The 19,726-nt window shown below is 66.7% G+C and carries 21 protein-coding genes; 2 read left to right on the plus strand and 19 right to left on the minus strand.

The features are described from left to right. Positions 1-147 precede the first annotated feature (147 nt). The 9 genes from OE647_RS13775 to OE647_RS13815 all read right to left on the minus strand — a co-directional run bounded on the left by OE647_RS13775 (position 148) and on the right by OE647_RS13815 (position 8,426). On the minus strand, positions 148-1,623 hold the full coding sequence (locus OE647_RS13775; RefSeq protein ID WP_263722335.1) for an NAD-dependent succinate-semialdehyde dehydrogenase: 1,476 nt from the start codon (positions 1,621-1,623) through the stop codon (positions 148-150). Between the two features lie 115 nt (positions 1,624-1,738). Beyond that, the gene (locus OE647_RS13780) at positions 1,739-2,218 is read right to left on the minus strand and encodes an Lrp/AsnC family transcriptional regulator (protein ID WP_263722336.1); all 480 of its coding nucleotides are present in this window, start codon (positions 2,216-2,218) and stop codon (positions 1,739-1,741) included. Between the two features lie 3 nt (positions 2,219-2,221). Then, the gene (locus OE647_RS13785; protein WP_263722337.1) at positions 2,222-3,367 is read right to left on the minus strand and encodes a M24 family metallopeptidase; all 1,146 of its coding nucleotides are present in this window, start codon (positions 3,365-3,367) and stop codon (positions 2,222-2,224) included. A 3-nt stretch (positions 3,368-3,370) separates the two neighbouring features. Further along, complete coding sequence (locus OE647_RS13790; RefSeq protein ID WP_263722338.1) at positions 3,371-4,357, minus strand: cyclodeaminase; 987 nt, start codon at positions 4,355-4,357, stop codon at positions 3,371-3,373. Then, positions 4,347-5,351 carry a hydroxyectoine utilization dehydratase EutB gene (gene eutB, locus OE647_RS13795; protein ID WP_263722339.1) on the minus strand — a complete coding sequence of 335 codons (1,005 nt, stop codon included), beginning with the start codon at positions 5,349-5,351 and terminating at the stop codon, positions 4,347-4,349. Before eutB ends, OE647_RS13790 begins: the two co-directional genes overlap by 11 nt. Further along, on the minus strand, positions 5,352-6,167 hold the full coding sequence (gene ehuA, locus OE647_RS13800) for an ectoine/hydroxyectoine ABC transporter ATP-binding protein EhuA (protein ID WP_318527949.1): 816 nt from the start codon (positions 6,165-6,167) through the stop codon (positions 5,352-5,354). After that, positions 6,167-6,832, minus strand: coding sequence for an ectoine/hydroxyectoine ABC transporter permease subunit EhuD (gene ehuD / locus OE647_RS13805; protein ID WP_263722340.1), 666 nt, complete (start codon positions 6,830-6,832; stop codon positions 6,167-6,169). The genes ehuA and ehuD overlap by 1 nt, the downstream gene beginning before the upstream one ends. 3 nt (positions 6,833-6,835) lie before the next feature. Next, positions 6,836-7,501 carry an ectoine/hydroxyectoine ABC transporter permease subunit EhuC gene (gene ehuC, locus OE647_RS13810; RefSeq protein WP_263722341.1) on the minus strand — a complete coding sequence of 222 codons (666 nt, stop codon included), beginning with the start codon at positions 7,499-7,501 and terminating at the stop codon, positions 6,836-6,838. A 79-nt stretch (positions 7,502-7,580) separates the two neighbouring features. After that, complete coding sequence (locus OE647_RS13815) at positions 7,581-8,426, minus strand: transporter substrate-binding domain-containing protein (RefSeq protein ID WP_263722342.1); 846 nt, start codon at positions 8,424-8,426, stop codon at positions 7,581-7,583. A 192-nt stretch (positions 8,427-8,618) separates the two neighbouring features. On the opposite strand from OE647_RS13815, the gene OE647_RS13820 reads away from it, so the two are divergent. Together OE647_RS13820 and OE647_RS13825 are read left to right on the plus strand one after the other, a co-directional pair. Continuing rightward, the gene (locus OE647_RS13820) at positions 8,619-9,803 is read left to right on the plus strand and encodes a M24 family metallopeptidase (RefSeq protein ID WP_263722343.1); all 1,185 of its coding nucleotides are present in this window, start codon (positions 8,619-8,621) and stop codon (positions 9,801-9,803) included. A gap of 172 nt (positions 9,804-9,975) precedes the next feature. After that, complete coding sequence (locus OE647_RS13825) at positions 9,976-10,677, plus strand: GntR family transcriptional regulator (RefSeq protein ID WP_263722344.1); 702 nt, start codon at positions 9,976-9,978, stop codon at positions 10,675-10,677. A 42-nt stretch (positions 10,678-10,719) separates the two neighbouring features. Here OE647_RS13825 and OE647_RS13830 read toward each other — a convergent pair whose 3' ends face one another. The 10 genes from OE647_RS13830 to OE647_RS13875 form a co-directional block, all read right to left on the minus strand. Beyond that, on the minus strand, positions 10,720-10,980 hold the full coding sequence (locus OE647_RS13830) for a hypothetical protein (RefSeq protein ID WP_263722345.1): 261 nt from the start codon (positions 10,978-10,980) through the stop codon (positions 10,720-10,722). Then, positions 10,937-12,481, minus strand: coding sequence for a nitrite reductase (locus OE647_RS13835; RefSeq protein WP_263722346.1), 1,545 nt, complete (start codon positions 12,479-12,481; stop codon positions 10,937-10,939). Before OE647_RS13835 ends, OE647_RS13830 begins: the two co-directional genes overlap by 44 nt. After that, positions 12,456-13,664, minus strand: coding sequence for a heme d1 biosynthesis radical SAM protein NirJ (gene nirJ, locus OE647_RS13840; protein ID WP_263722347.1), 1,209 nt, complete (start codon positions 13,662-13,664; stop codon positions 12,456-12,458). Before nirJ ends, OE647_RS13835 begins: the two co-directional genes overlap by 26 nt. Position 13,665: 1 nt before the next feature. Then, positions 13,666-14,151, minus strand: coding sequence for a siroheme decarboxylase subunit beta (ahbB, locus tag OE647_RS13845; protein ID WP_263722348.1), 486 nt, complete (start codon positions 14,149-14,151; stop codon positions 13,666-13,668). Beyond that, entirely contained in the window at positions 14,148-14,621 is a 474-nt protein-coding gene (locus tag OE647_RS13850; protein ID WP_263722349.1) for an Lrp/AsnC family transcriptional regulator, read from the minus strand. Before OE647_RS13850 ends, ahbB (OE647_RS13845) begins: the two co-directional genes overlap by 4 nt. Further along, positions 14,618-15,583 carry a siroheme decarboxylase subunit beta gene (ahbB, locus tag OE647_RS13855; protein WP_263722350.1) on the minus strand — a complete coding sequence of 322 codons (966 nt, stop codon included), beginning with the start codon at positions 15,581-15,583 and terminating at the stop codon, positions 14,618-14,620. Before ahbB (OE647_RS13855) ends, OE647_RS13850 begins: the two co-directional genes overlap by 4 nt. 2 nt (positions 15,584-15,585) lie before the next feature. After that, positions 15,586-16,734 carry a cytochrome D1 domain-containing protein gene (locus tag OE647_RS13860; protein WP_263722351.1) on the minus strand — a complete coding sequence of 383 codons (1,149 nt, stop codon included), beginning with the start codon at positions 16,732-16,734 and terminating at the stop codon, positions 15,586-15,588. A 3-nt stretch (positions 16,735-16,737) separates the two neighbouring features. Next, entirely contained in the window at positions 16,738-17,034 is a 297-nt protein-coding gene (locus tag OE647_RS13865) for a c-type cytochrome (protein ID WP_263722352.1), read from the minus strand. Beyond that, positions 17,027-17,830, minus strand: coding sequence for a uroporphyrinogen-III C-methyltransferase (gene cobA, locus OE647_RS13870; protein ID WP_263722353.1), 804 nt, complete (start codon positions 17,828-17,830; stop codon positions 17,027-17,029). The genes OE647_RS13865 and cobA overlap by 8 nt, the downstream gene beginning before the upstream one ends. A gap of 82 nt (positions 17,831-17,912) precedes the next feature. Further along, positions 17,913-19,676, minus strand: a complete 1,764-nt coding sequence (locus tag OE647_RS13875; protein WP_263722354.1) for a nitrite reductase — start codon at positions 19,674-19,676, stop codon at positions 17,913-17,915. Positions 19,677-19,726 lie beyond the last annotated feature (50 nt).

Consider the following 19,726-nt stretch of genomic DNA (forward strand, 5'->3'; position numbering starts at 1 on the left):
CCTCGATATGCACGCCCGAGGCCGTCCGGATCACCCGGTTCGGACTTTCGCCGCGCGCATGCTGCGCCAGATGCGTCGAGGGATGAAAGAAGGACGCCCGGTCCCACTGGTCAAGTTGGTCGTTCTTCAGCATGTGTCTTCTCCCTCTTATGCCCAGTCGCGGCAGACGTACTTGATTTCGGTGAATTCCTCCATCCCCAGCCGCGCCCCTTCGCGGCCAAGTCCGGACTGCTTGGTGCCCCCGAACGGGATCGGCGCGCCGGTGACCTTGGTCCGGTTCACCGCGACCATACCGAACTGGAGCGCCCGTGACAGCCGGTAGATCCGGCGCGGGTCCTGGGTGTGGATATAGGCGACAAGCCCGTATTCGGTGGCGTTGGCCTGGGCGATCACCGCGTCCTCGGCGTCAAAGGGCAGGATCGGCGCCACCGGGCCGAAGGTTTCCTCCGACAGGATCCGGGCGTCGGCCGGCACATCCACGAGCACCGTCGGCTCGTAGAAGAGCGGGCCAAGCGCGTGACGCTTGCCGCCGCAGGCCAGCTTTGCGCCCTTTGCCAGCGCGTCGGCCACATGCTCCTCCTGCTTGGCCACGGCCTTTTCGTTCATCAGCGGGCCGATATCGCGGTCCTCCATCCCCGGCCCGATCGTCAGGGCCGCAGTCGCCTCGGTGAAGCGCTTGCAGAACGCGTCGTAAATGGGGCGTTCGACGTAGATCCGGTTGGCGCCAAGGCAGTCCTGGCCAGAGGTCGCCCATTTGGCCTTCATCGTCTCGGCCACCGCGTTGTCGAGATCGGCATCCGCGAAGACCAGGACGGGGGCGTGGCCGCCAAGCTCCATCACTAGGCGCTTCACGGTGTCGGCCGACTGCCGGTAAAGGAGCCGCCCGACCTCGGTCGAGCCGGTGAAGGACAGGGCGCGCACGCGGGTGTCCCTGGTCCAGGGTTCCACGATGACGGGGGCGAGGCCGGTGACGACGTTGAAGACACCGGCCGGAACGCCTGCGCGTTCCGCCAGTTCCGCCAGCGCCAGCGCCGAGAAGGGCGTTTCCGCCGAGGGATGGCAGACGACCGTGCAGCCCGCCGCGAGCGCCGCCGCGGCCTTGCGGGTCAGCATGGCCGAGGGGAAGTTCCAGGGGGTGATCAGTGCCGCGACGCCGACCGGCTCGCGCCAAAGCTCGACCTCGGCGTCGGGCAGGTGGCTGGTGACGCCTTCGATGTTCGGGCGCTTCGCCTCTTCGGCGTAGAACTCGACGAAGGCCGCGCCGTAGTCGATCTCGCCCACGGCTTCGGAAAGCGGCTTGCCCTGTTCCAGCACCATGATCCGCGCGAGGTCGTCCTTGTGGGCAAGGATCAGTTCGAACCAGCGGCGCAGGATCGCGGAGCGTTCCTGCGGCAGAAGCGCGGCCCAGCCCGCGAAGGCGGCCTGCGCGGCATCGACCGCCTGGGTGGCCTCGGCTGCGGAGAGGCTCGCAACCTCGCCCACGGCCTCGCCGGTCGCGGGATCGGTCACGGTGAGCGTATCACCCGTCGCGGCGGCGCACCATTTGCCGCCGATATAGGAAAAGCTGCGGAACAGCTTCTTGTCCGTGATGTGCGCAAGCGCCGGGGGCGCGGTATCCAGCATCTGATCCTCCTGCTCGAAGTCCCCGGCATCATGGCCGTCACGGGCAGTCAGGGAGACCGAAGTTGGATCTATCGGCAGAAGAATCCTCTGCCGCAGGCGCGCCTGGCAGACCGGATCAGCCGGCGCCCAGCAGAACGTCGAAGGGTGGCGCGCCGTACCCCTTCACCGGCTTGGTGACGATGTAGGTGAAATAGCGCGCAAGTCCGATGCGGGCGTCCAGCATCTGGTCGATCAGCCGCTGGTAGGCGTCGATGTCGCGGGTGACGATCTGCAACAGATAGTCGTAGCCGCCCCCGAGCGCCCAGCAGGCCACGACCTCCTCGTAGCGCCTCACAGCATCCTCGAAGGCGCGGAAGCTGGCGGCGGTGTGATCGGCCAGTTCCGCCGCGACGAAGACGGTGACATGGGGGCCGAGTTTTCGCAGGCTGATTTCGGCGCGGTAGCCCTCGATCAGTCCCGCCTTTTCGAGTTTCTTCAGCCGGTCCCAGCACGGTGTCGGCGACAGGCCGATCCGCTCGGCCAGAGCCGCCTTGGTGATGCGCCCCTCGGTCGAGAGGACGCGCAGGATCTGAATATCGCGATCGTCGAGCTTCATGGTTCAGAGCACCGTCGGCCCCATCGGCGCCGTCGTCAACAGCTCTGGTCCGTTCGGACCCAGAAGTGCGCAGTTGGAGACGAAGAAATCCCCTCGCCCGGTCTCGGTGAACCAGGAAAGCAGGTGGAAGCTCATGCCCTCCCTGATCTCAAGATCGCTGTCGTGGCGCAGGCCGGTGACCTTGTTGCCGCCCGTCCAGGAGGGCGGAAAGCCCAGGCCGACAAGATAGCCGCAATGATGGCGGCGGTAGTGGGGCATCCCGGCATCGTCCACGACGGCCTGCCAGTCGGCGTAGACATCGCGCGCGCGGCGGCCCGGGCGGAGGCCCTGCAGGCTCGCCTCGAACGCGCGCTTGGCGATTTCGGCCATCGCGGCATCCTCGTCGCGGATATGGCCCAGATGGATCAGGCGGCCCATCGGCGCGTGATAGCGCGAGACGCAGCCAGCAAGCTCCAGCATGACACGCCCGCCGTCCTTGTAGGTGCCGTTGCCCCATGTCGTGTGTTCTTCCGCGATGCGGTGGTCGGGGCGGATGAAGGGGCCGAAGCCGGGCGGGTTCGAGCCCGCGCGGATCATCGCGGCGGTGCATTCGGCCGCCACGTCCGCTTCGCGCGCGCCATCGCGGATCGCGGCGATGGCAGCCATTGTGCCTGCGTCGGAGGCCTTGGCGGCCGCGCGCATCAGCGCCTGTTCTTCGGGCGATTTCACCAGCCGCAGCGCGTCGGTCAGGTCCGAGATGTCGGACCATGCCGATCCACCCAGCATGACCGTCAGTTCCTTGCCCGCCGCGAAGGTGAAGCCGGAGGAGGCGGTTTCGAAGCCCACCCGCTTGCCGGTCAGGTTGCCCAGTTCCCGCGCAAGGTGGCTGGCTGGGGTCACGCTGTCGGAGTGGCCGGAGAAGCGCGCGTTCCTGACCTGGTTCTCGATTGTCACCCGCTCCATCTGGCGGGTGACCAGAACCAATTCACCCTCGGCGGGCACGATCAGGTGATGCGGCGCGAAATAGCCCCAGTGGTCAAGCCCGGTCAGGTAAAAGACGCTCTCGGGCGCCGAGAAGACCGCGAGGTCAAGGCCGCGCGCGGCCATCTCGCCGCGAACGGCGGCGATGCGCCGGGAAAGTTCCTTGTCGGAGAAGGGGTTCCTGAACATCGTTCATGCCTGGATGATCGTCCCCGCCTTGCCGAACCGGGCGCGGACATGGGTGGCGATGGCAGTATCCTGAACGCCGGTCCCGGTCAGGTCGCAGATGGTGATGTCGTCGGGCGCTGTGCGGCCGGGCTTCTGGCCGGCAATGACCTCGCCCAGTTCGGCGGGGGTGCCCTTGGTCCAGACGCCGGCGGCCAGCGCGGCCTCCAGCTCACCCGAAACCTCGCACTGGCTGACGCGGTCGCAGACATAGGCGTCGGCGGCCATGAGCGCCGCGGGCTCGATCTCGTTCTTGCCGGTCTGGTCCGAGCCCATCGCAGTGATGTGGAGCCCGGGGTGCAGCCATTCGGCCCTGATCAGCGGCGCGCGCGCGGGCGTGGTCGTCACGACCAGCTGGCTTTCAGCGACCAGCGCGGCGGGGTCCGCAACGGCCTCGGCCACGATGTTCAGCGAGGCCGCCAGGTCGGCGGCGCAGGCGCGGGCCTTGCCCATGTCGCGGCCATGGACGAGGACGCGGGTGAAGGGGCGGACCAGATGCGCGGCCTCGATCTGAAGCCGTGCCTGGACGCCGGTGCCAATCACGCCCGCCGTCTCGACCGTTTCCGGGGCAAGGTGCCGCGCGGCGACGGCGCCTGCGGCGGCAGTGCGGATGTCGGTCAGGTAGCCGTTGTCGAGGAAGAGCGACTCCACCAGCCCGGTCTTGGCTGAAAAGAGGATCATCAGACCGTTGAGGCTGGGCAGGCCGATCTTCGGGTTGTCGAAGAAACCCGGGCTGACCTTGATCGCGAAACCGTCGAAGCCGGGGATATAGGCGGTCTTCACATCGACCTCGCCGTTCACCTCGTGCAGGTCCATGGACATGATCGGCGGCATCACCACACCGCCACGGGCCAGCGCGGCGAAGGCGGCCTCGATCACATCGACCGTGGTCAGGTCCAGATGAACGACCTGCCGCAGTTCCGCCTCGGTGACGATCTGGATGTCATGCGCCATAGTGTTTTCCTTTCACGCTCAGATCGCCGATCTGCACATCCTCGCCCGCCATGATCCGGGTAAAGGCGGCCATGTCGAGGTTGCGCCCGGTGACGATCGTGCCGATCGGGCCATCCGATGCAACCTTGCCCGCCAGCACCGCCGCGAGGCCCACGACCGAGGCGCCCTCGGCCACGATCCGGTCCTCGTAGTAAAGGACCTGCATGGCGTGGCGGATCTCTTCCTCGGTCACCAGCACCACATCATCAAGATTGTCACGGCAGAGCGGGAAAGACAGCCGGTTCTCCAGCCCGATCCCGCCGCCGAGGCTGTCGGCGAGCGAGGCGTATTCCGGCACCTCGACCGGGTGCCCCGCGCGGATCGAGGCATACATCGCCGCGCCCCGGTCCATCGTGATGCCGACGACCCGGATCTTCGGACTGATCGCCTTCGCGGCGACCGAAACCCCCGCGGCAAGCCCGCCGCCCGAAAGGGGCACGAGCAGCGTCGCGAGGTCCGGCCGCGCCTCCAGCATCTCAAGCCCGATGGTGCCCTGGCCCGCGATCACCTTCGGATCGTCGAAGGGGGAGATCTCCACCAGCCCCTCGGTCTCGCACAAGCGCTGGCTTTCGTACATCGCCTCGTCCTGCGTGGTGCCGATGATGCGCACATCGGCGCCGAGCGCGCGGATGCCGTCGACCTTGGCCTGTGGCACCAGCTTCGACATGCAGATCACCGCCTTCATCCCGCGCCGGGCCGCCGCGAAGGCGACGCCGCGCCCATGGTTCCCGGTCGAGCAGCAGGTGACCCCGCCGACGGTATCGGGCAGCGTCATGACCGCGTTGACCGCGCCGCGCAGCTTGAACGCGCCGATCGGCTGCATGTTTTCGAGCTTCAGAAGGAAGTCCTGCCCAGAGGCCCGCGTCATGAAGGGGGAGGGGACGAAGGGCGTCGCGTCCGCCACGCCCCGGATGACCCGCCGCGCGGCGAGGATATCGGCCAGCGAGAAGTCCATTCAATCCGCTTCCTTGACGGCAGAGAGGAACTGCTTGGTGCGGTCCCGCTGCGGGTTTCCGAACAGCGCGTCGGGCGGCCCCTGTTCCTCGATCCTGCCGCCGAAGAAGAAGCAGATCCGGTCCGAGATGTCGCGCGCGAAGCCCATCTGGTGGGTGACCATCAGCATGGTCAGGTTGTGTTCGGAAACAAGCCTGCGGATGACGTTCGTCACCTCGCCGATGACCTCGGGGTCGAGGGCGGAGGTGACCTCGTCGAACAACATGACCTTGGGGCGCATGGCGAGCGCGCGGGCGATCGCCACGCGCTGCTGCTGGCCGCCCGACAGGCGGGACGGGTGCTGGTCCTTCTTGTCGATCATGCCGACCATTTCCAGAAGCTCCTCGGACCGCTCGCGGGCTTCCCGCTTGGACAGGCCCAGCACTTGCACCGGCCCCTCCATGCAGTTTTCAAGCGCCGTCATATGCGGGAAGAGGTTGAAATGCTGGAAGCACATCCCGATCGAGGCACGGGCGCGGCGCAGGTATTTCGCATCCGCCGGAACCAGCACACCGTTCTTCGGCATGTGGGTCAGCGGCTTGCCATCCACGTAGATCACGCCGCTGTTGATCGTCTCAAGCGTCATCAGCATGCGCAGCACCGTCGTCTTGCCGGAGCCGGACGGGCCGATGATCGTCACCATCTCCCCCTCGGTTACGTCGAGGTTGAGATCGTCGAGCACGGTCAGCGCGCCATAGCGCTTGGTGACGTTCATGAAGCGGACCATGGGCACGTCGGGCCCGGTCAGTTCCAGCGGATAGTGCGACATGTCTTCCATCATCTCATTCCCAGTTTGCGGCGCACCCAGGCCTCGAATGCGCGGATCAGACCGGCCGAGGGCAGCGAGATCATCAGGAAAACCACGCCGACGATCGTATAGGGCTCCAGGTAGCGGTAGTGCTGACCGCCGATCGCATTGGCGGCATGCATGAGTTCGGCGACCCCGATCACCGACAGCATCGGCGTGTCCTTGAAGATCCCGACAAGGTAGTTGCCCATTCCGGCGACCGAGGGCGGCAGCGCCTGCGGGATGATCACGCGGAAGTAGGTCTTCACCGGCGTCATGTTGAGGGCGATGCAGGCCTCCCACTGGCCCTTGGGAACGGACTCGATGCCGCCCCTGTAAACTTCCGACAGGTAGGAGGCATAGTGGAGCCCGATGGCGATCATGCCCGCCACCCAGGGGCTGAGGTTCAGCCCGTATTGCGGGCCAACGTAGTAGACAAAGAAGATCTGCAGGACGAGGGGGGTGGAGCGGATGAACTCCACCACCTCGCGCACGACGAGTGTCAGGCCGCGGTAGGGCGTGCGCTGCGCCAGTGCGAGGGCAAGGCCCAGAACCACCGCGATCGCATAGCCGACGCCCGCCGCCATCAGCGTGTTGAGCGTCGCCCAAAGCATGCGGGGCATGATCTCGTAGGTGAATTCCCAGTTCCACTGCATGGCTCAACCCCTCCCCAGGCGGCGCGCCATGGCCCGTTCGAGCCAGCGCATGAAAGGCGTGATCAGGAAGCGGGCGAAGATGTAATAGATGATCAGCGCCGTGCCGAAGGCCTGGGCCGAGAGATAGGTGGAGCCGTTGATCTGCCGCGCCTCGAACATCAGGTCCGAGACCGCGATCAGCGCGACGAGCGCGGTGCCCTTCAGCAACTCGATGATCAGGTTGCCCCAGGGCGGCAGCATCGCGACGAAGGCCTGCGGCAGGATGATCCGGCGCATCTGGGTGGCTGGCGACATCGAGAGCGCATAGGACGCCTCCCACTGGCCCTTCGGAACGGACTGGATCGCGCCACGGACCAGTTCGGCCCCATAGGCGCCGAGGTTCAGCCCGACGGCAACGAAGCCCGTTGTGAACTTATCGAACGTCAGCCCGAACAGCGGCAGCACGTAGAACAGCCAGAACAGCTGGACCAGCAGCGACGTGCCGCGAAAGAACTCGATATAGACGACGGCGATGCCCTTGGAGACCGGGTTCGCGGACAGCTTCATCACGCCCATGATCAGGGCCATCACGACCGCCAGCGCCGCCGCGAGCAGGAATTGCGCCGCCGTGATCAGCGCGCCGTCGATGTAGCGGCCGCCATACTGGGCCAGGAACTCCGGATAAGACATATGGCCGCTCCGATCGATTGAGGCGCCGCGACGGGCCCTTTGCCGGGGCCCGCCGCGCGGTCAGGTCAGAAAATAGCGATCAGCGGTTCGCGCAGACCCATTCGGTGCTTTCTTCGCCCGGCAGGACCTTTTCGTCATAGCCGTACTCGGCCACCGCGGCGAGCATCTCGGGCGAGCCGAGGTACTTCGCCTGCGCCTCGTTGAAGGCGGCGACGAAATCGGCGTCCTCGTCACGGAAGCCGATGCCGACCCAGTTCTGCGTCCAGTCGGGAAGCGCGCCGGGATCGGTCACCTCGATCTCGCCACCGGAGTTCTTGGCAAGCTCCTGCGCGGTGAAAAAGGTGACGGCGCCGGCGGCGGCGCGGCCGGCCTTAACGGCGGCCAGGATTTCGGTCGGGCCGGGGACCTGCATGATCTGCGCTTCCGGCACGCCTTCCTTCAGCGCGGCCTCGACCGTGTTGAAGCCCGCGCCGGTCACCATGGTGGCGTTCTTCGCGACGAAGTCGGTGTAGGTCGAAATGCCCTCGGGGTTGCCGGTCTTGACGATGAAGGCGTCGGACACCTTCGCCATCGGCTCGGAGAAGGTCACGTTCTCGCAACGGCTTCCGAGGATGTACATGCCGCCGGTGATAAGGTCGAAGCGGCTGGCCTGAAGGCCCGGGATCAGCCCGCCCCAGTCGGTCACGACCGGCTCGATGTTGTCATGGCCCATCTCGTGCAGCACGCCGAGCACATAGGCGTTCACGAAGCCGAGCGGGGCATTGTTTTCGCCCGGATAGGCCCAGGGAACCTCGTTCGCGAAGCCCAGGCGGACGGTTTCCCCGGCGTTGATGCGGTCCATCAGCGGACCGGCGAGGGCCGCGACGGTAGACGCGCCAAGCGCGATCCCGGCGGCGAGTGTGGTCAAGAAAGTAGATCTAAGCATGCCGTTCTCCCTGATGGTTGCCCGCGATCCGCAGAGTCGGGGACGTTAGGTTGTGCACATCATTGCTTTCGAACTTCATGTGTCAAGAAAATTTCTGGCAATAAGCGGACATATCTGAGCATTTATCTTGCGGGGGTTCGTGAATCTGCCTAGCGTTGTGCACAAATAACCCAGAACCTTAGTGAGGAACGCATGGGATTGGAGAACGCACCCTTCAGCGCGGCCGAATATGCGCGGCGTCTGGCGAAGACGCGTGCCGCGATGGAAAAGGCCGGCATCGACGTCCTGTTCGTGACCGACCCGTCGAATCAGGCCTGGCTGACTGGCTACGACGGATGGTCCTTTTACGTGCACCAGGGTGTGATCCTGCCGATGGAGGGCGATCCGGTTTGGTGGGGGCGCAACCAGGACGCCAACGGCGCGCTGCGCACGGTCTGGATGGATGACGACAAGGTCATCGGCTATGACGACCGCTACATCCAGTCCACCACCTGCCACCCGATGGAGGACCTTGCCAAGCGCCTCGGCGACATGGGGCTGGAGCGCGCGCGGGTCGGCGTGGAACTGGAGAACTACTATTTCTCCGCCAAGGCCTATCTGGCGCTTGTGGCGGAACTGCCCAATGCCCGGCTCGTCGATGCGACGGCGCTTGTGAACTGGCAGCGCCTCGTGAAATCGCCCGAGGAGATCGCGTTCATGCGCAACGCGGCGAAGATCTCGGAGCGGATCGTGCGGCTCGGGATCGAGCTGGCCCGTCCGGGCCTGCGCAAGAACGAGCTTGTGGCCGAAATCAGCCGCGCGGGCATCCTCGGTGTGGATGAGGCCTGGGGCGACTACCCCGCGATCGTGCCGCTGACCCCGTCGGGCGTGGATGCCACCGCCCCGCACCTGACCTGGAACGGCGAGCCGATGAAGGCGGGGGAGGCCACGTTCTTCGAACTCTCCGGCTGCTACCGGCGTTACCACGCGCCGCTTTGCCGGACCGTGCATCTTGGCAAGCCGCCGCAGGACATGATCGACGCCGCAGAGGCGCTGAACGCCGGGCTGGAGGCCGGGCTGGAGGCCGCGCGCGCGGGCAACCGGACCCGTGATGTGGCTAACGCGCTGGGCGCCGAGCTTGAGAAGATCGGGATCAAGCGCGCGGGCCGCTGTGGCTATCCGATCGGGCTTTCCTATCCGCCCGACTGGGGCGAGCGCACGGCCTCGTTCCGCGCGACGGATGAAACCGTGCTGGAGCCCGGGATGACCTTCCACTTCATGCCCGGCCTGTGGCTGAAGGACTGGGGGCTGGAGACGACCGAGTCGATCCTGATCACGGAAAGCGGCCCGGCGGAGCCCTTCTGCTCGGTCGAGCGCCAGCTTTTCGTGAAGGACTGAGCGCGCGGGGCGGTTCGGGCACAGGCATGCTCTGGGTGGCGAGGTTTCGCTTGACCCGCCCAGGAAATGCCGGAACGGTCCCGCTAGACCGGGTGGGCGTGGACCGGGCGGACAGTGCGCCGCCCGGCTGTGAGCGTCCCCAACGCCAACAACCGCGAGAGGCCCCGACACCGTGAACGTAGAGGTAGCCGATATCACCCGGAGCGCCCGCGACCGGTTCGAGCGGATGCACAGCGAGATCCGCGACCGGATCTGCCTTCTGGATTACGCGCCGGGAACCCGCCTGTCCGAGGAGGCGTTGGCCGCCGAATTCGGCACCAGCCGGACGCCGCTGCGCCGTGTGCTTGCGCGCCTGGAGGGGGAGGGCCTTGTCCAGTCGGTCCACGGGGTCGGGACCTTCGTGACCGATGTCGAGATCGAGGAGCTTGTCCAGACCTACCGGCTGCGGCTGGAGCTTGCCGAGTTGACGGGGAAGCTCGACCCGGTGGCGCCCGACGCCGCCCTCTGGGCGGAGTTCGACCGGCTGGCCGAGCAGTCCCACGCGCTGGTCGCCGATCCCGACCCGCGCCGGTTCGCCAAGATCAACGTCGATTTCTTTCTGGCGCTGCTGCGGCTGACGACGAACGAGCCGCTGCGCGAGGTCTCCGAGCGGCTCTATTTCAGGACGACGCGAATTTGGCTGAAATCCGTCTTCGCCTCCCGCATCGACCTGATCGACGAGGTGGAGGTATTCTGCCGCGAGGTCGATGACATCCTGCGGGCGCTCAGGATCGGAGATCTTCATGCTGCCTCGCTCATCCAGCGCGCCCATATCTCGATGAGCTTCGAAAGAATGCGCAAGGGTGTGCTGGCGGACCCGCCCGAACCGGCCTGAGCGGGAAGGGTCCGGCGACGGGGCAGGGCGCCCGGCTGGCCGCTATCCCTCTTCGGCCTCACGGATCAGGCTTCGCACCCAGCGCGCGGCGGCCCAAGTCGCGGGCACAGATAGCGGCAGCGCCCAGAGAAGGGCCGTGACCGGCGCGATCGCCTCGGCCCAGCCGGCGGCGTGGAAGATCAGCCCCAGGAGGAACAGGTTGATCGCGACCGCCCCGGCAACGAAGGGCCAGAGGATCGCGCCAAGCTTCCAGAGACTCTCAGTGGCTGGTGCCGTCTTCGAAGGTGATCTTGTTCCAGACATTGTATTTCCCCGAGGGTTTCACCATCGGCAGGCGCCGGACCTCCTCGAAGGTCGTCGCGTCAAAGACGATCACCGCGCCGTCCTGTTCCCAGACCGAGACCAGCGCGTGGCGACCGTCCTTGGTGAATTCGGTGTGGGCCACGGTCTTCCCAGGCTCCGGGGTCAGAACCTTCACGACCTCGAGCGTTTCCTTGTCGATGATATGCATCTGGCCCTTGTTCGGCCCGGTGAAGACATCGGCCCAGAAGTAGGGCGAGCCGTCGTGTGAACGCAGGAAGAAGCCCGGGCCCGAGGTTTCGATCGTCTTGACGAGGCTCCAGTCCGTCATGTCGATGACGCTGATGCGGCCCTCGTTCAGGTGCGGCACCGCCATCACCCGGCGTCCGTCGCGCATCCAGCTGATGCCGGAGCCCAGATGCGGCATGCCCGGCAGCGGCAGATCCGCGATTTCCCGGCCCACGTCGAGGTTGACGACAACGCCCGTCTCCCCCTCGCGGTTGGCGCCGATCAGGTTGCGGTAGCCGTGGTCGAAGAAGAAATCGTCCAAGGGGGCCGAGACATCGATCCGGCGGCGGGCGAACAGGCCCTTTTCCGCGGCCAGCGATTCCTCCATCCCCGCCTCATGGCTGTGGACGAAGCCGTCGTGATAGGGGCCCGCGTCGGGGTCGGTTGCGACCTCCCAGATCTCGGGCACGTCCTTCAGGGCGAGGATGAAGGACTCGCGGTCAGGCGCCTGGTAGACGGCGGAGACGCGGCTGGGCGTGCCCTTGCGCCCCGTCACCTCGATCACCTTGGCGACGGACAGGTCCCCGGTCGAGAGGATCGTCAGCGTCATGGGCAGGTAGTTCGCGACCGCGATCCACTTGCCATCGTGGCTCATCGCGATGTTGCGGCTGTTGAGGCCCGCCCGGACGCGACCCACCTCCTGCAGCGACCAGATGTCGTACTTCTGGACCCAGCCATCGCGCGACATGACGAAGACATAGCGCCCGTCGGGCGAGAACTTCGGGCCGCCATGGACGGCGAAGGGGGTTTCGAACCGGTCGAGCACCTCGAAGGTATCGCCGTCGAGAACCGAGATGTGGCTGTCCCCGGTTTCCACGACCAGCGTGATGTTCATCGGGTCGGCGGCAAAGACCGGCGCTGTGGCCGGGCTGTAGCCGGGGTTCAGGTCTCGGCTGGCGGCGATCTCGGCCTCGGTCCAGAGCGGCGCTTCGGCAAGCGGGGCCGAGACGTAGGATGCGACGGCCGCGATTTCGCCGGGCGTCAGCGTGGCCTTGAACGCGGGCATCTGGGTCATCGCCCGGCCCTCGGCAATGACGGCCTCAAGCTTGTCGCCCTTGAGGCGCCCCAGGCTTTCGGGGATCAGCGCCGGGCCTGTCCCGCCAAGCCGCGTTTGCGCGTGGCATGAGGAACAGAGATCGGCGTAGATCGTGGCCCCATCGGGTGCTGCAAGCGCGGCCGAGGCAAGAAGGCTAAACGAAGCGATGAGCCGGATCATGGCTTTTCCCGCGGAAGGGCGTGACGGTCAGCCGGTCGGCCTCCTCGACGCCGATTTCGGCATTGGTCAGGTAGCAGGCGGGGTCCTCTGCCCAGGGGTCGCCTGTGACCTGAAGGGCGCGGATGCGTGTGTTCCCACCGCAGACCGCCTTGAAGGCACAGTCCCCGCAGCGCCCTTTCAGCGGGCGCGGACGGGTGCGCAGCGTCGCCAGCATCGGGTCGTCGCCGGTCCAGAGCTGGCTGAAGGGCGTCTGTTTCACCGATCCGATGGTGTAGTCCGACCAGTAGGTGTCGGGGTGAACCTTGCCCTGCGGGTCGATATTGGCGACGCCAAGGCCGGAGGAGTTGCCGCCCCAGGCCTCCAGATGCGCGCGCACATGCGCGGCCTTCGCGGGTCCGAAGTTCCGCTCCACCCAGGCCAGGAAGTAGACCGCGTCGGCGTCGTTGTTGCCGGTCACCACCTCTAGCGGATGCCCGTTCGACACGGCGGTCCAGGCGCGGTCCAGCAGCAGGTCGAGCGCCGAGCGGCTGAGCGCGTGTTCGGTGTCCTCGCCCCGGTGCTTGTCGCCGCGCCCGGCGTAGACAAGATGGCTGAGGTAGAACTTGTCCACGCCCTCGGCCTCGCAAAGGTCAAGCATGCCGGGAAGGAAGCTCGCGTTCGCATCGGTGATGGTGAAGCGCAGGCCCACCTTGACGCCACGCGCCTTGCAGGCGCGCACGCCCGCCAGCGCCTCATCGAACGCGCCCTCGACGCCGCGGAACCAGTCGTTCGTGGCGCCCAGGCCGTCGACGGAGATTCCGACATAGTCGAAGCCGATCGCCGCGATGCGGTCGATGTTCTCCGCGATCCGCGTGCCGTTGGTGGAGAGCGACAGGTGGCGGAAGCCCAGGGCCTTGGCGCGTTCCGCGAGCTCGAAGAAATCGAAGCGGCTGAGCGGTTCGCCACCCGAAAGGATCAGTGCGGGGATGCAGAAGCCCTTGAGGTCGTCAAGCACGCCCATCGCCTGTTCATGCGTCAACTCACCCGGGAACGCCACATCGGCCGAGGTCGTGTAGCAATGCCGGCACCGCAGGTTGCAGCGCCGCGTCAGGTTCCAGATCACCACCGGCTTGACCGGCCCGTTGCGCCGGCGGACCGGCGTCGGCGTGACAAGCTCGTGCATGTATTGCGTCAGGCGGAACATCTCAGCCCTCCCCGGAAAGCCGCATCCCGGTCTTTTTCAGGATGCGGGTGGAATAAAGAATGTCGTGACCACGGCAGGCCGGGCCGAGAAGCGCGGCGACGGTTTCGCGCTTGGCCGCGACCTCTTCTCGGGTGCTGCCGTGCAGCATGGCGAAGAGGTTGTAGGGCCAGCCGGGCAGGGCGCGGGGGCGGCGGTAGCAGTGGCTGACGAAGTCGAGCGCGCCGACCTTGGGGCCCAGCAGGTCCACCTGGGCGTCATCGACGTCCCAGACGCTCATCCCGTTGGCGACCATGCCAAGCGCGTAGTGGTTGGGGGCGACCGCGATGCGCCGGATGACGCCCGCCGCCTGCATCGCCGCGACCCGTGCCAAGACCTCGTCCTCGCTCAGGCCCAGCCAGTTGGCGACCTCGGCGAAGGGCGCCGGCGCCAGCGGCAGCCCGCCCGAGGTGGCGGCGATGATCCGGCGATCTGTGGCGTCGATGTTCATGCGGTGACCCGGAACCCGATGAAGAACTCTTTTTCCTTGGGGAAGCACAGGACCTTCAGCCCCGTTTCCCGCTCGATGCGCTGGGCGGCCCTTGTGACCCCGTCCGGCTTTTCACAAGCCAGGACGAACCACATGTTCAGCCTGTGCGTGCGCTCATAATTGTGCGCCACCTCGGGCAAGGCATTGACCAAAGTCACGACTTCCTCGAAACGCGCGGGCGGGACCTCCATCGCGCAAAGGCAGAAGGCGCCGCCCATGGCCTCGGCGTCGTAGAACGGCCCAAAGCGCGTGATCGCGCCGATTTCTCGCAGGCGCGCGATCCGATCGATCAGTTCTGCCTCGGACAGGCTCAGGCTCTCGGCGGCCTCCGCGAAGGGACGGTGGGTGATGGGCAGCCCCTCTTGCAGGCGGTTGAGAACGGCGCGGTCGGTCGCATCGAGCGTATCGGGGGGAAGGGGCGCGCGTCTCATGCCGCCACCGCGATCAAAGCCCCGGTCTGCTTGAAACAGCGGGTGGAAAAGAGCGGCCTGGCGCTGGCGCCCGCCAGCTCGGGAAGCGCGCGCGCCTGGTCGAGAACGGCCAGCGCCTCTGCCCGGCTGCGCCCGTGGATCATCGAGTAGAGCGCGAAGGGCCAGAGGTCCGGCGCCGTCCGGCGTTGGTAGCAAAGCGTCACGCCCGGCAGGGCCGAAAGCGCGGCTCCCGCTGCCGGGATCTGGGGTTCCGGCAGGTCCCAGACCACCATGGCATTTGCCGTCCAGCCGAGCGGGCGGTGGCGCACGATGACGCCGAGCCGGGTGATGACGCGCGCATGAAGCAGCGTCGCGATCCGCGACAGCGCCTCCGCCTCGGCAAGGCCCAGAGCGGCGAAGGGGCGGGGGACCAGCGGCAAGCCCCGTGAAAGATTGGCCAAAAGCGCGCGGTCCTCCTCCGTCAGGGCGAGCGGCCGGGCGCCAGCGTCAGGCGCCATCGCCCGGCGCGCGCCCGACAGGCGGAAACCGAGGTCGATGTTGAAGGCCCGCACCAGCCTGAGGTCGAGGACCTTCAGGCCCGTGTCTGTCTCCAGCCGCCTCAGGCTAGCCTCCAACGCGACGGCATCGGGCGCGGTGGCGACGAACCACAGGTTCCAGTCGTCCTCGCGCAGGTAGGAGTGGTTGACCCCCGGTTCGGCGTTGACGATCGCTGCGACCTCCTCGATCCGGGCCGTGGGCACGCTCACCGCCGCCAAGGTTGAAGCGCCCGCGGTGTTGGGCCGGACCGTCGCGCCAACGCGCGCGACCGCGCCTTCGGCCTTGAGCCGCGCGAGGCGTTCGATCACGTCCCCTTCGGGGATGGCGAGCGCCGCGGCCATTGCCGCGAAGGGACGTTCCACCAGCGGCAGATCGCGTTGGAATTCATCCAGAAGGCGGGTATCGATCGGATCACGGCCCTGCATGGTCACAGCCCCGGTTGGTGCGCGCGCGCGGTGAAGAAGATGCCGCTGGGCGCGTCGGCGGCGATCTCGGCAACCTTTTCGCGCGTGCGGGTGTCGTAGATCAGGACTTTGTTATCGTCGCGCGAACTGATCCAGACCTCGGCGCCGCGCGGGGCGAACTCCATGTGCAGCACGGCTTTGCCGGGGTTCAGGGTCGCGACGACCGTGTGGGTGCGGGAATCCACCACCTGAACGGTGTCGTTGAGCGGCGTGGCGAAGTTCACCCAGACATAGGGGGAGGCCGGCTGCGCGATGACGAAGACCGGCTGGCCATGGACCGGCGTGGTGGCGACTTCCTCAAGGCTCGCACGGTCCACCCAGAGGAGCTCGTGATGTCCGACGGCGGGCAGCGCGTACTGACCCTCGGTGAAGGCCCAGCCCTGAAGGTGCGGCATCTTGTAGACCGGCATGTCCTCTTCGGTCTTGCCGTAGTCGGTCAGGAACTTGCGCGGTTCGGGTTGGTCCGACCAGAGGTCATAGGCCGTCACGCCCTTTTCGCCGAAAAGCCCCACGAGGTAGGTATGCGCGTCATCGGTGATGACCGCGTCGAAGGGGTTCTTGCCGGCATTGCCGAGCGCGGTGATCTGCGGCTCCGCCCCCGCGAAATCACCGAGGAAGACCTCGCCCGTGTCCCAGACCGTCCAGGCGAAGCGGCGGCCGGGCACATCGACCAGACCGATGGTCTTGCCCTCCGCCGGGATGTCGGCGACGAGGCCGAGGGTTCCGGCGTCGAAGACCTTGACGCCGCCGGGCTCGTAGTTCGACACCGCGACCAGCGATCCGTCATCCGAGATCGCCCCGCCGATGGAGTTGCCCGCCTGGACCGTCCGGGCGACAACCGTCCGTTCCAGCATGTCCACCTTGCTCAGCCCGCCATCGCGGCCGAAGACATAGGCGAAGCGTTCATCGGGGCTGTAGGTCAGGCTGGCGTGCGACAGGTCGCCCAAGCCCTCGACCCGGCCGACTGCGGCATGGTCGGAGCGGTCGATCACCAAGAGGCTGCCGGTCGCGCGCTCGATCACCAGGCCAAGATCGCCGGTCGCGTCCGCCAGAGCCGGGGAGGTGAATAGGGGAGAGGCACAAAGGGCGAGCATCACGAATGCGCGTTTCATCGGTCAGTCCTGTTTCAGGTAGCGGGCGATCCAGGTCGCCTCTTCTTCGGTCAAGAGCGGCCGCCAGGGCGGCATCGCGGTCTCGGGGATGCCGTCTAAGATGATCGTCGCAAGGCCTTCCGCTTCGGCGCCGGCCAGCGCCTCGGGCGTCAGCGGACTGCCGAGCCCGCCCTTGCGCGTCAGCCCGTGGCACGACCCGCAGTCCTGCGTGACCATGTGCTCAAGCTCCGCCGCGCGGTCGGGGGCGACCTCGGCGGCGGCCGGCCAGGCCAGCGCCAGGAGCAGCAGCAGGCTACGCATAGGCCGCCATGCCCGCGCCCTCGCACAGGCCCGCATCGGCAAGCGCGATGGACGGGTACATGCCCGCGACACGCCCGATCACGAAAAGCACCGGCGCCTCGGGCTGGGCCGCCGCGATATCGGCCCCGATGGCGCCGAGCGTGGAGAGAAGCCGCGTCTCCCGCGGGGTCGTCGCGGCGGAAACGGCCAGCACCGGGATCTTCGCGGAAAGGCCGTGGCGGATCAGTTGCAGCGCGATCTCGGCGATGTTGGAAACGCCCATGTAGACGACAAGCGTGGTTTCCTCGCTGGCAAGCGACGCCCAGTCGAGGTCGAGCGCGGCGTCCTTGGCCCGGTGGCCGGTCACGTAGCGCACCCCGGTCGAAAGCCCGCGATGGGTCAGCGGCACGCCGGTGGAGGCCGCCGCGCCCTGGGCGGAGGTGATGCCGGGCACATAGCTCACGGGCAGCCCGGCGGCGCGCAGGGCCTCCGCCTCTTCGCTGCCGCGGCCGAAGATCAGGGGGTCGCCCCCCTTCAGCCGCGCGACATTTAGCCCCTCGCGTGCGAGGTCGATCAGAAGCGCATTGATCGCTTCCTGGGGAATCTTGTGGAATTTCGGAAGCTTGCCCACATCGATCCGCCGCGTGGCGGGTGGCACCAGCGCCATGATCTCAGGGCTGACAAGCCGGTCATGGACCACCACGTCGGCCTTCTGGATGGTGCGCAGCGCCTTGATCGTCAGAAGGTCGGGATCGCCCGGTCCGGCGCCGATGAGATGGACATGGCCCCTGATGGGCCCGTCGCAATGGTCTTTCATGGCTCACCCGTTCGGCTGGCGGTTCTAGGAAAGGGCCCGGCGGGGGGCATGTGGGGTATCCCCCGCCGGGAACGCGCAGGCGTCAGTAGACGTCGTCGCGGGTGTTGAGGACGTTGAACTTGCCCGTCGGCGTGACGAGGCGTTCGTCCTTGATGACCTTCTTCAGTTCCAGCGTCTTGTCATCGACCACAACGATGGCCGATTCCTGAGACTTGCCGTTCCAGACGGAGAACCAGACCTCGGTGCCTTCCTTGTTGAACTCCGGCTGCACGACGCGCGGCTGGCCTTCGGGGATGCCGGCCCATTCCGCGACCGGAAGGGTCGTGAACTCCGGATCCACATCGGGATCGCCGCCCATCGAGGGGATGTCGAACACCGCGACCGAGCCCGACACCTCCGCATCCGGGTTCAGCGGCGCATCGACGTAAAGATGCTGGCTGTTCGGGTGCGTCTTGATGAAGAGCGAGCCACCGCCAAGGGCGTAGAAGCTGTCGACGATCTTCCAGGCCTGGTCGGGGTGCCCTTCCGGGTCGGTCCCGATCAGCGCCACGGATTCGTCGCCAAGGTGCGAGGTCGACCAGACCGGCCCGTAAACCGGGTGGACGAAGTTCGCGCCGCGGCCCGGGTGCGGGGTCGCGCCGCCGGTCTCGATCAGCGCGGTCAGCTTGTCTTCCTTGGTGTCGACGACCGCGACCTTGCCACGGGCGTTGGCCGCGACGAGGAAGTAGCGGTGGGTGCTGTCGAAACCGCCGTCATGCAGGAAGCGTTCCGCTTCGATCTCGGTCGACTTGAGGTTCTTCAGGTCGGTGTAATCGACGAAGAGGATTTTCCCGGTCTCCTTCACGTTCACGATGAACTCGGGCTTGTAGTGCGACGACAGGATCGAGGCCACGCGGGGTTCCGGGTGGTAGATCTGTTCGTCGTAGATCATGCCGCGGGTCGAGACGATCTTGAGCGGCTCCAGCGTGTCGCCGTCCATGATGACGTATTGCGGCGGCCAGTAGCTGCCGGCGATCGCGTATTTGTCCTCGTAGCCCTCGAACTTGGAGGTTTCGACCGAGCGGGCCTCGATGCCGATCTTGATCGAGGCCACCGTCGCCGGCGTCTCCATCCAGAGGTCGATCATGTTGACCAGACCGTCGCGACCGATCACGAAGAGGTAGCGCCCCGAGGCCGAGATGCGGCTGATGTGCACCGCGTAGCCGGTGTCGATCACCGCCCTGATCTCATAGGTGCCGCCGTCGATCAGCGCGATCTGGCCCGCGTCACGCAGCGTCACCGACATCAGGTTGTCGATGTCGATGTCGTTCATCTTCGCGGTCGGCCGGTCCTTGGGTTCGACCAGGACCTTCCAGCTGTTCTTCATCTCCGGCATGCCCCATTCCGGCGGCTGCGGCGGATCGAGAAGCACGTAGCGGGCCATCAGGTCCACGTCTTCCTCGGTCAGCTCGCCCGAGGTCCCCCAGTTGGGCATCCCCGCAGGCGAGCCGTAGGTGATGAAGCTCTTGATGTAATCGAAGCCGTTCTCACGCGTGACGTCGGGGGTCAGAGGCTTGCCCGTCGCGCCCTTGCGCAGAACCCCGTGGCAGCCCGCGCAACGCTCGAAGTAGATCTGGGTGCCGCGCTGGAACTCCTCCTGCGTCATGACCGGATCATCGGGCTTGAGGCCCGGGATCTCGACATGGATCTCGGCGAGCGTGGTCATCGAGGGCTCATAGGCGGCCGCCGGTCCGTCGGTGTGCTCCTTGGGCTTCTCCTGCGCGAAGACGGGCGCGGCGAGAAGACCCAGCGCCAGCGCGACACTGCCCAAAAGGACTGTCCGGGCTGAAGTGGCTTGGGGTCTCATGGAATCTCTCCGTTCAGCTGGTGAGGCTGGCGGTATCCTTCGGCCTGTTC

This window comes from Albidovulum sediminicola (assembly GCF_025751575.1).
GTDB classification, from domain to species: Bacteria; Pseudomonadota; Alphaproteobacteria; order Rhodobacterales; family Rhodobacteraceae; genus Albidovulum; species Albidovulum sediminicola.

Bases quoted from the DNA above. Each gene is read 5' to 3' on its own strand.
- OE647_RS13775 (WP_263722335.1), bottom strand. From the start codon at position 1,623: ATGCTGGATACCGCGCCCCCGGCGCTTGCGCACATCACGGACAAGAAG.
- OE647_RS13780 (WP_263722336.1), bottom strand. From the start codon at position 2,218: ATGAAGCTCGACGATCGCGATATTCAGATCCTGCGCGTCCTCTCGACC.
- OE647_RS13785 (WP_263722337.1), bottom strand. From the start codon at position 3,367: ATGTTCAGGAACCCCTTCTCCGACAAGGAACTTTCCCGGCGCATCGCC.
- OE647_RS13790 (WP_263722338.1), bottom strand. From the start codon at position 4,357: ATGGCGCATGACATCCAGATCGTCACCGAGGCGGAACTGCGGCAGGTC.
- eutB (WP_263722339.1), bottom strand. From the start codon at position 5,351: ATGGACTTCTCGCTGGCCGATATCCTCGCCGCGCGGCGGGTCATCCGG.
- ehuA (WP_318527949.1), bottom strand. From the start codon at position 6,167: ATGGAAGACATGTCGCACTATCCGCTGGAACTGACCGGGCCCGACGTG.
- ehuD (WP_263722340.1), bottom strand. From the start codon at position 6,832: ATGCAGTGGAACTGGGAATTCACCTACGAGATCATGCCCCGCATGCTT.
- ehuC (WP_263722341.1), bottom strand. From the start codon at position 7,501: ATGTCTTATCCGGAGTTCCTGGCCCAGTATGGCGGCCGCTACATCGAC.
- OE647_RS13815 (WP_263722342.1), bottom strand. From the start codon at position 8,426: ATGCTTAGATCTACTTTCTTGACCACACTCGCCGCCGGGATCGCGCTT.
- OE647_RS13820 (WP_263722343.1), top strand. From the start codon at position 8,619: ATGGGATTGGAGAACGCACCCTTCAGCGCGGCCGAATATGCGCGGCGT.
- OE647_RS13830 (WP_263722345.1), bottom strand. From the start codon at position 10,980: ATGTCTGGAACAAGATCACCTTCGAAGACGGCACCAGCCACTGAGAGT.
- OE647_RS13835 (WP_263722346.1), bottom strand. From the start codon at position 12,481: ATGATCCGGCTCATCGCTTCGTTTAGCCTTCTTGCCTCGGCCGCGCTT.
- nirJ (WP_263722347.1), bottom strand. From the start codon at position 13,664: ATGTTCCGCCTGACGCAATACATGCACGAGCTTGTCACGCCGACGCCG.
- ahbB (WP_263722348.1), bottom strand. From the start codon at position 14,151: ATGAACATCGACGCCACAGATCGCCGGATCATCGCCGCCACCTCGGGC.
- OE647_RS13850 (WP_263722349.1), bottom strand. From the start codon at position 14,621: ATGAGACGCGCGCCCCTTCCCCCCGATACGCTCGATGCGACCGACCGC.
- ahbB (WP_263722350.1), bottom strand. From the start codon at position 15,583: ATGCAGGGCCGTGATCCGATCGATACCCGCCTTCTGGATGAATTCCAA.
- OE647_RS13860 (WP_263722351.1), bottom strand. From the start codon at position 16,734: ATGAAACGCGCATTCGTGATGCTCGCCCTTTGTGCCTCTCCCCTATTC.
- OE647_RS13865 (WP_263722352.1), bottom strand. From the start codon at position 17,034: ATGCGTAGCCTGCTGCTGCTCCTGGCGCTGGCCTGGCCGGCCGCCGCC.
- cobA (WP_263722353.1), bottom strand. From the start codon at position 17,830: ATGAAAGACCATTGCGACGGGCCCATCAGGGGCCATGTCCATCTCATC.
- OE647_RS13875 (WP_263722354.1), bottom strand. From the start codon at position 19,676: ATGAGACCCCAAGCCACTTCAGCCCGGACAGTCCTTTTGGGCAGTGTC.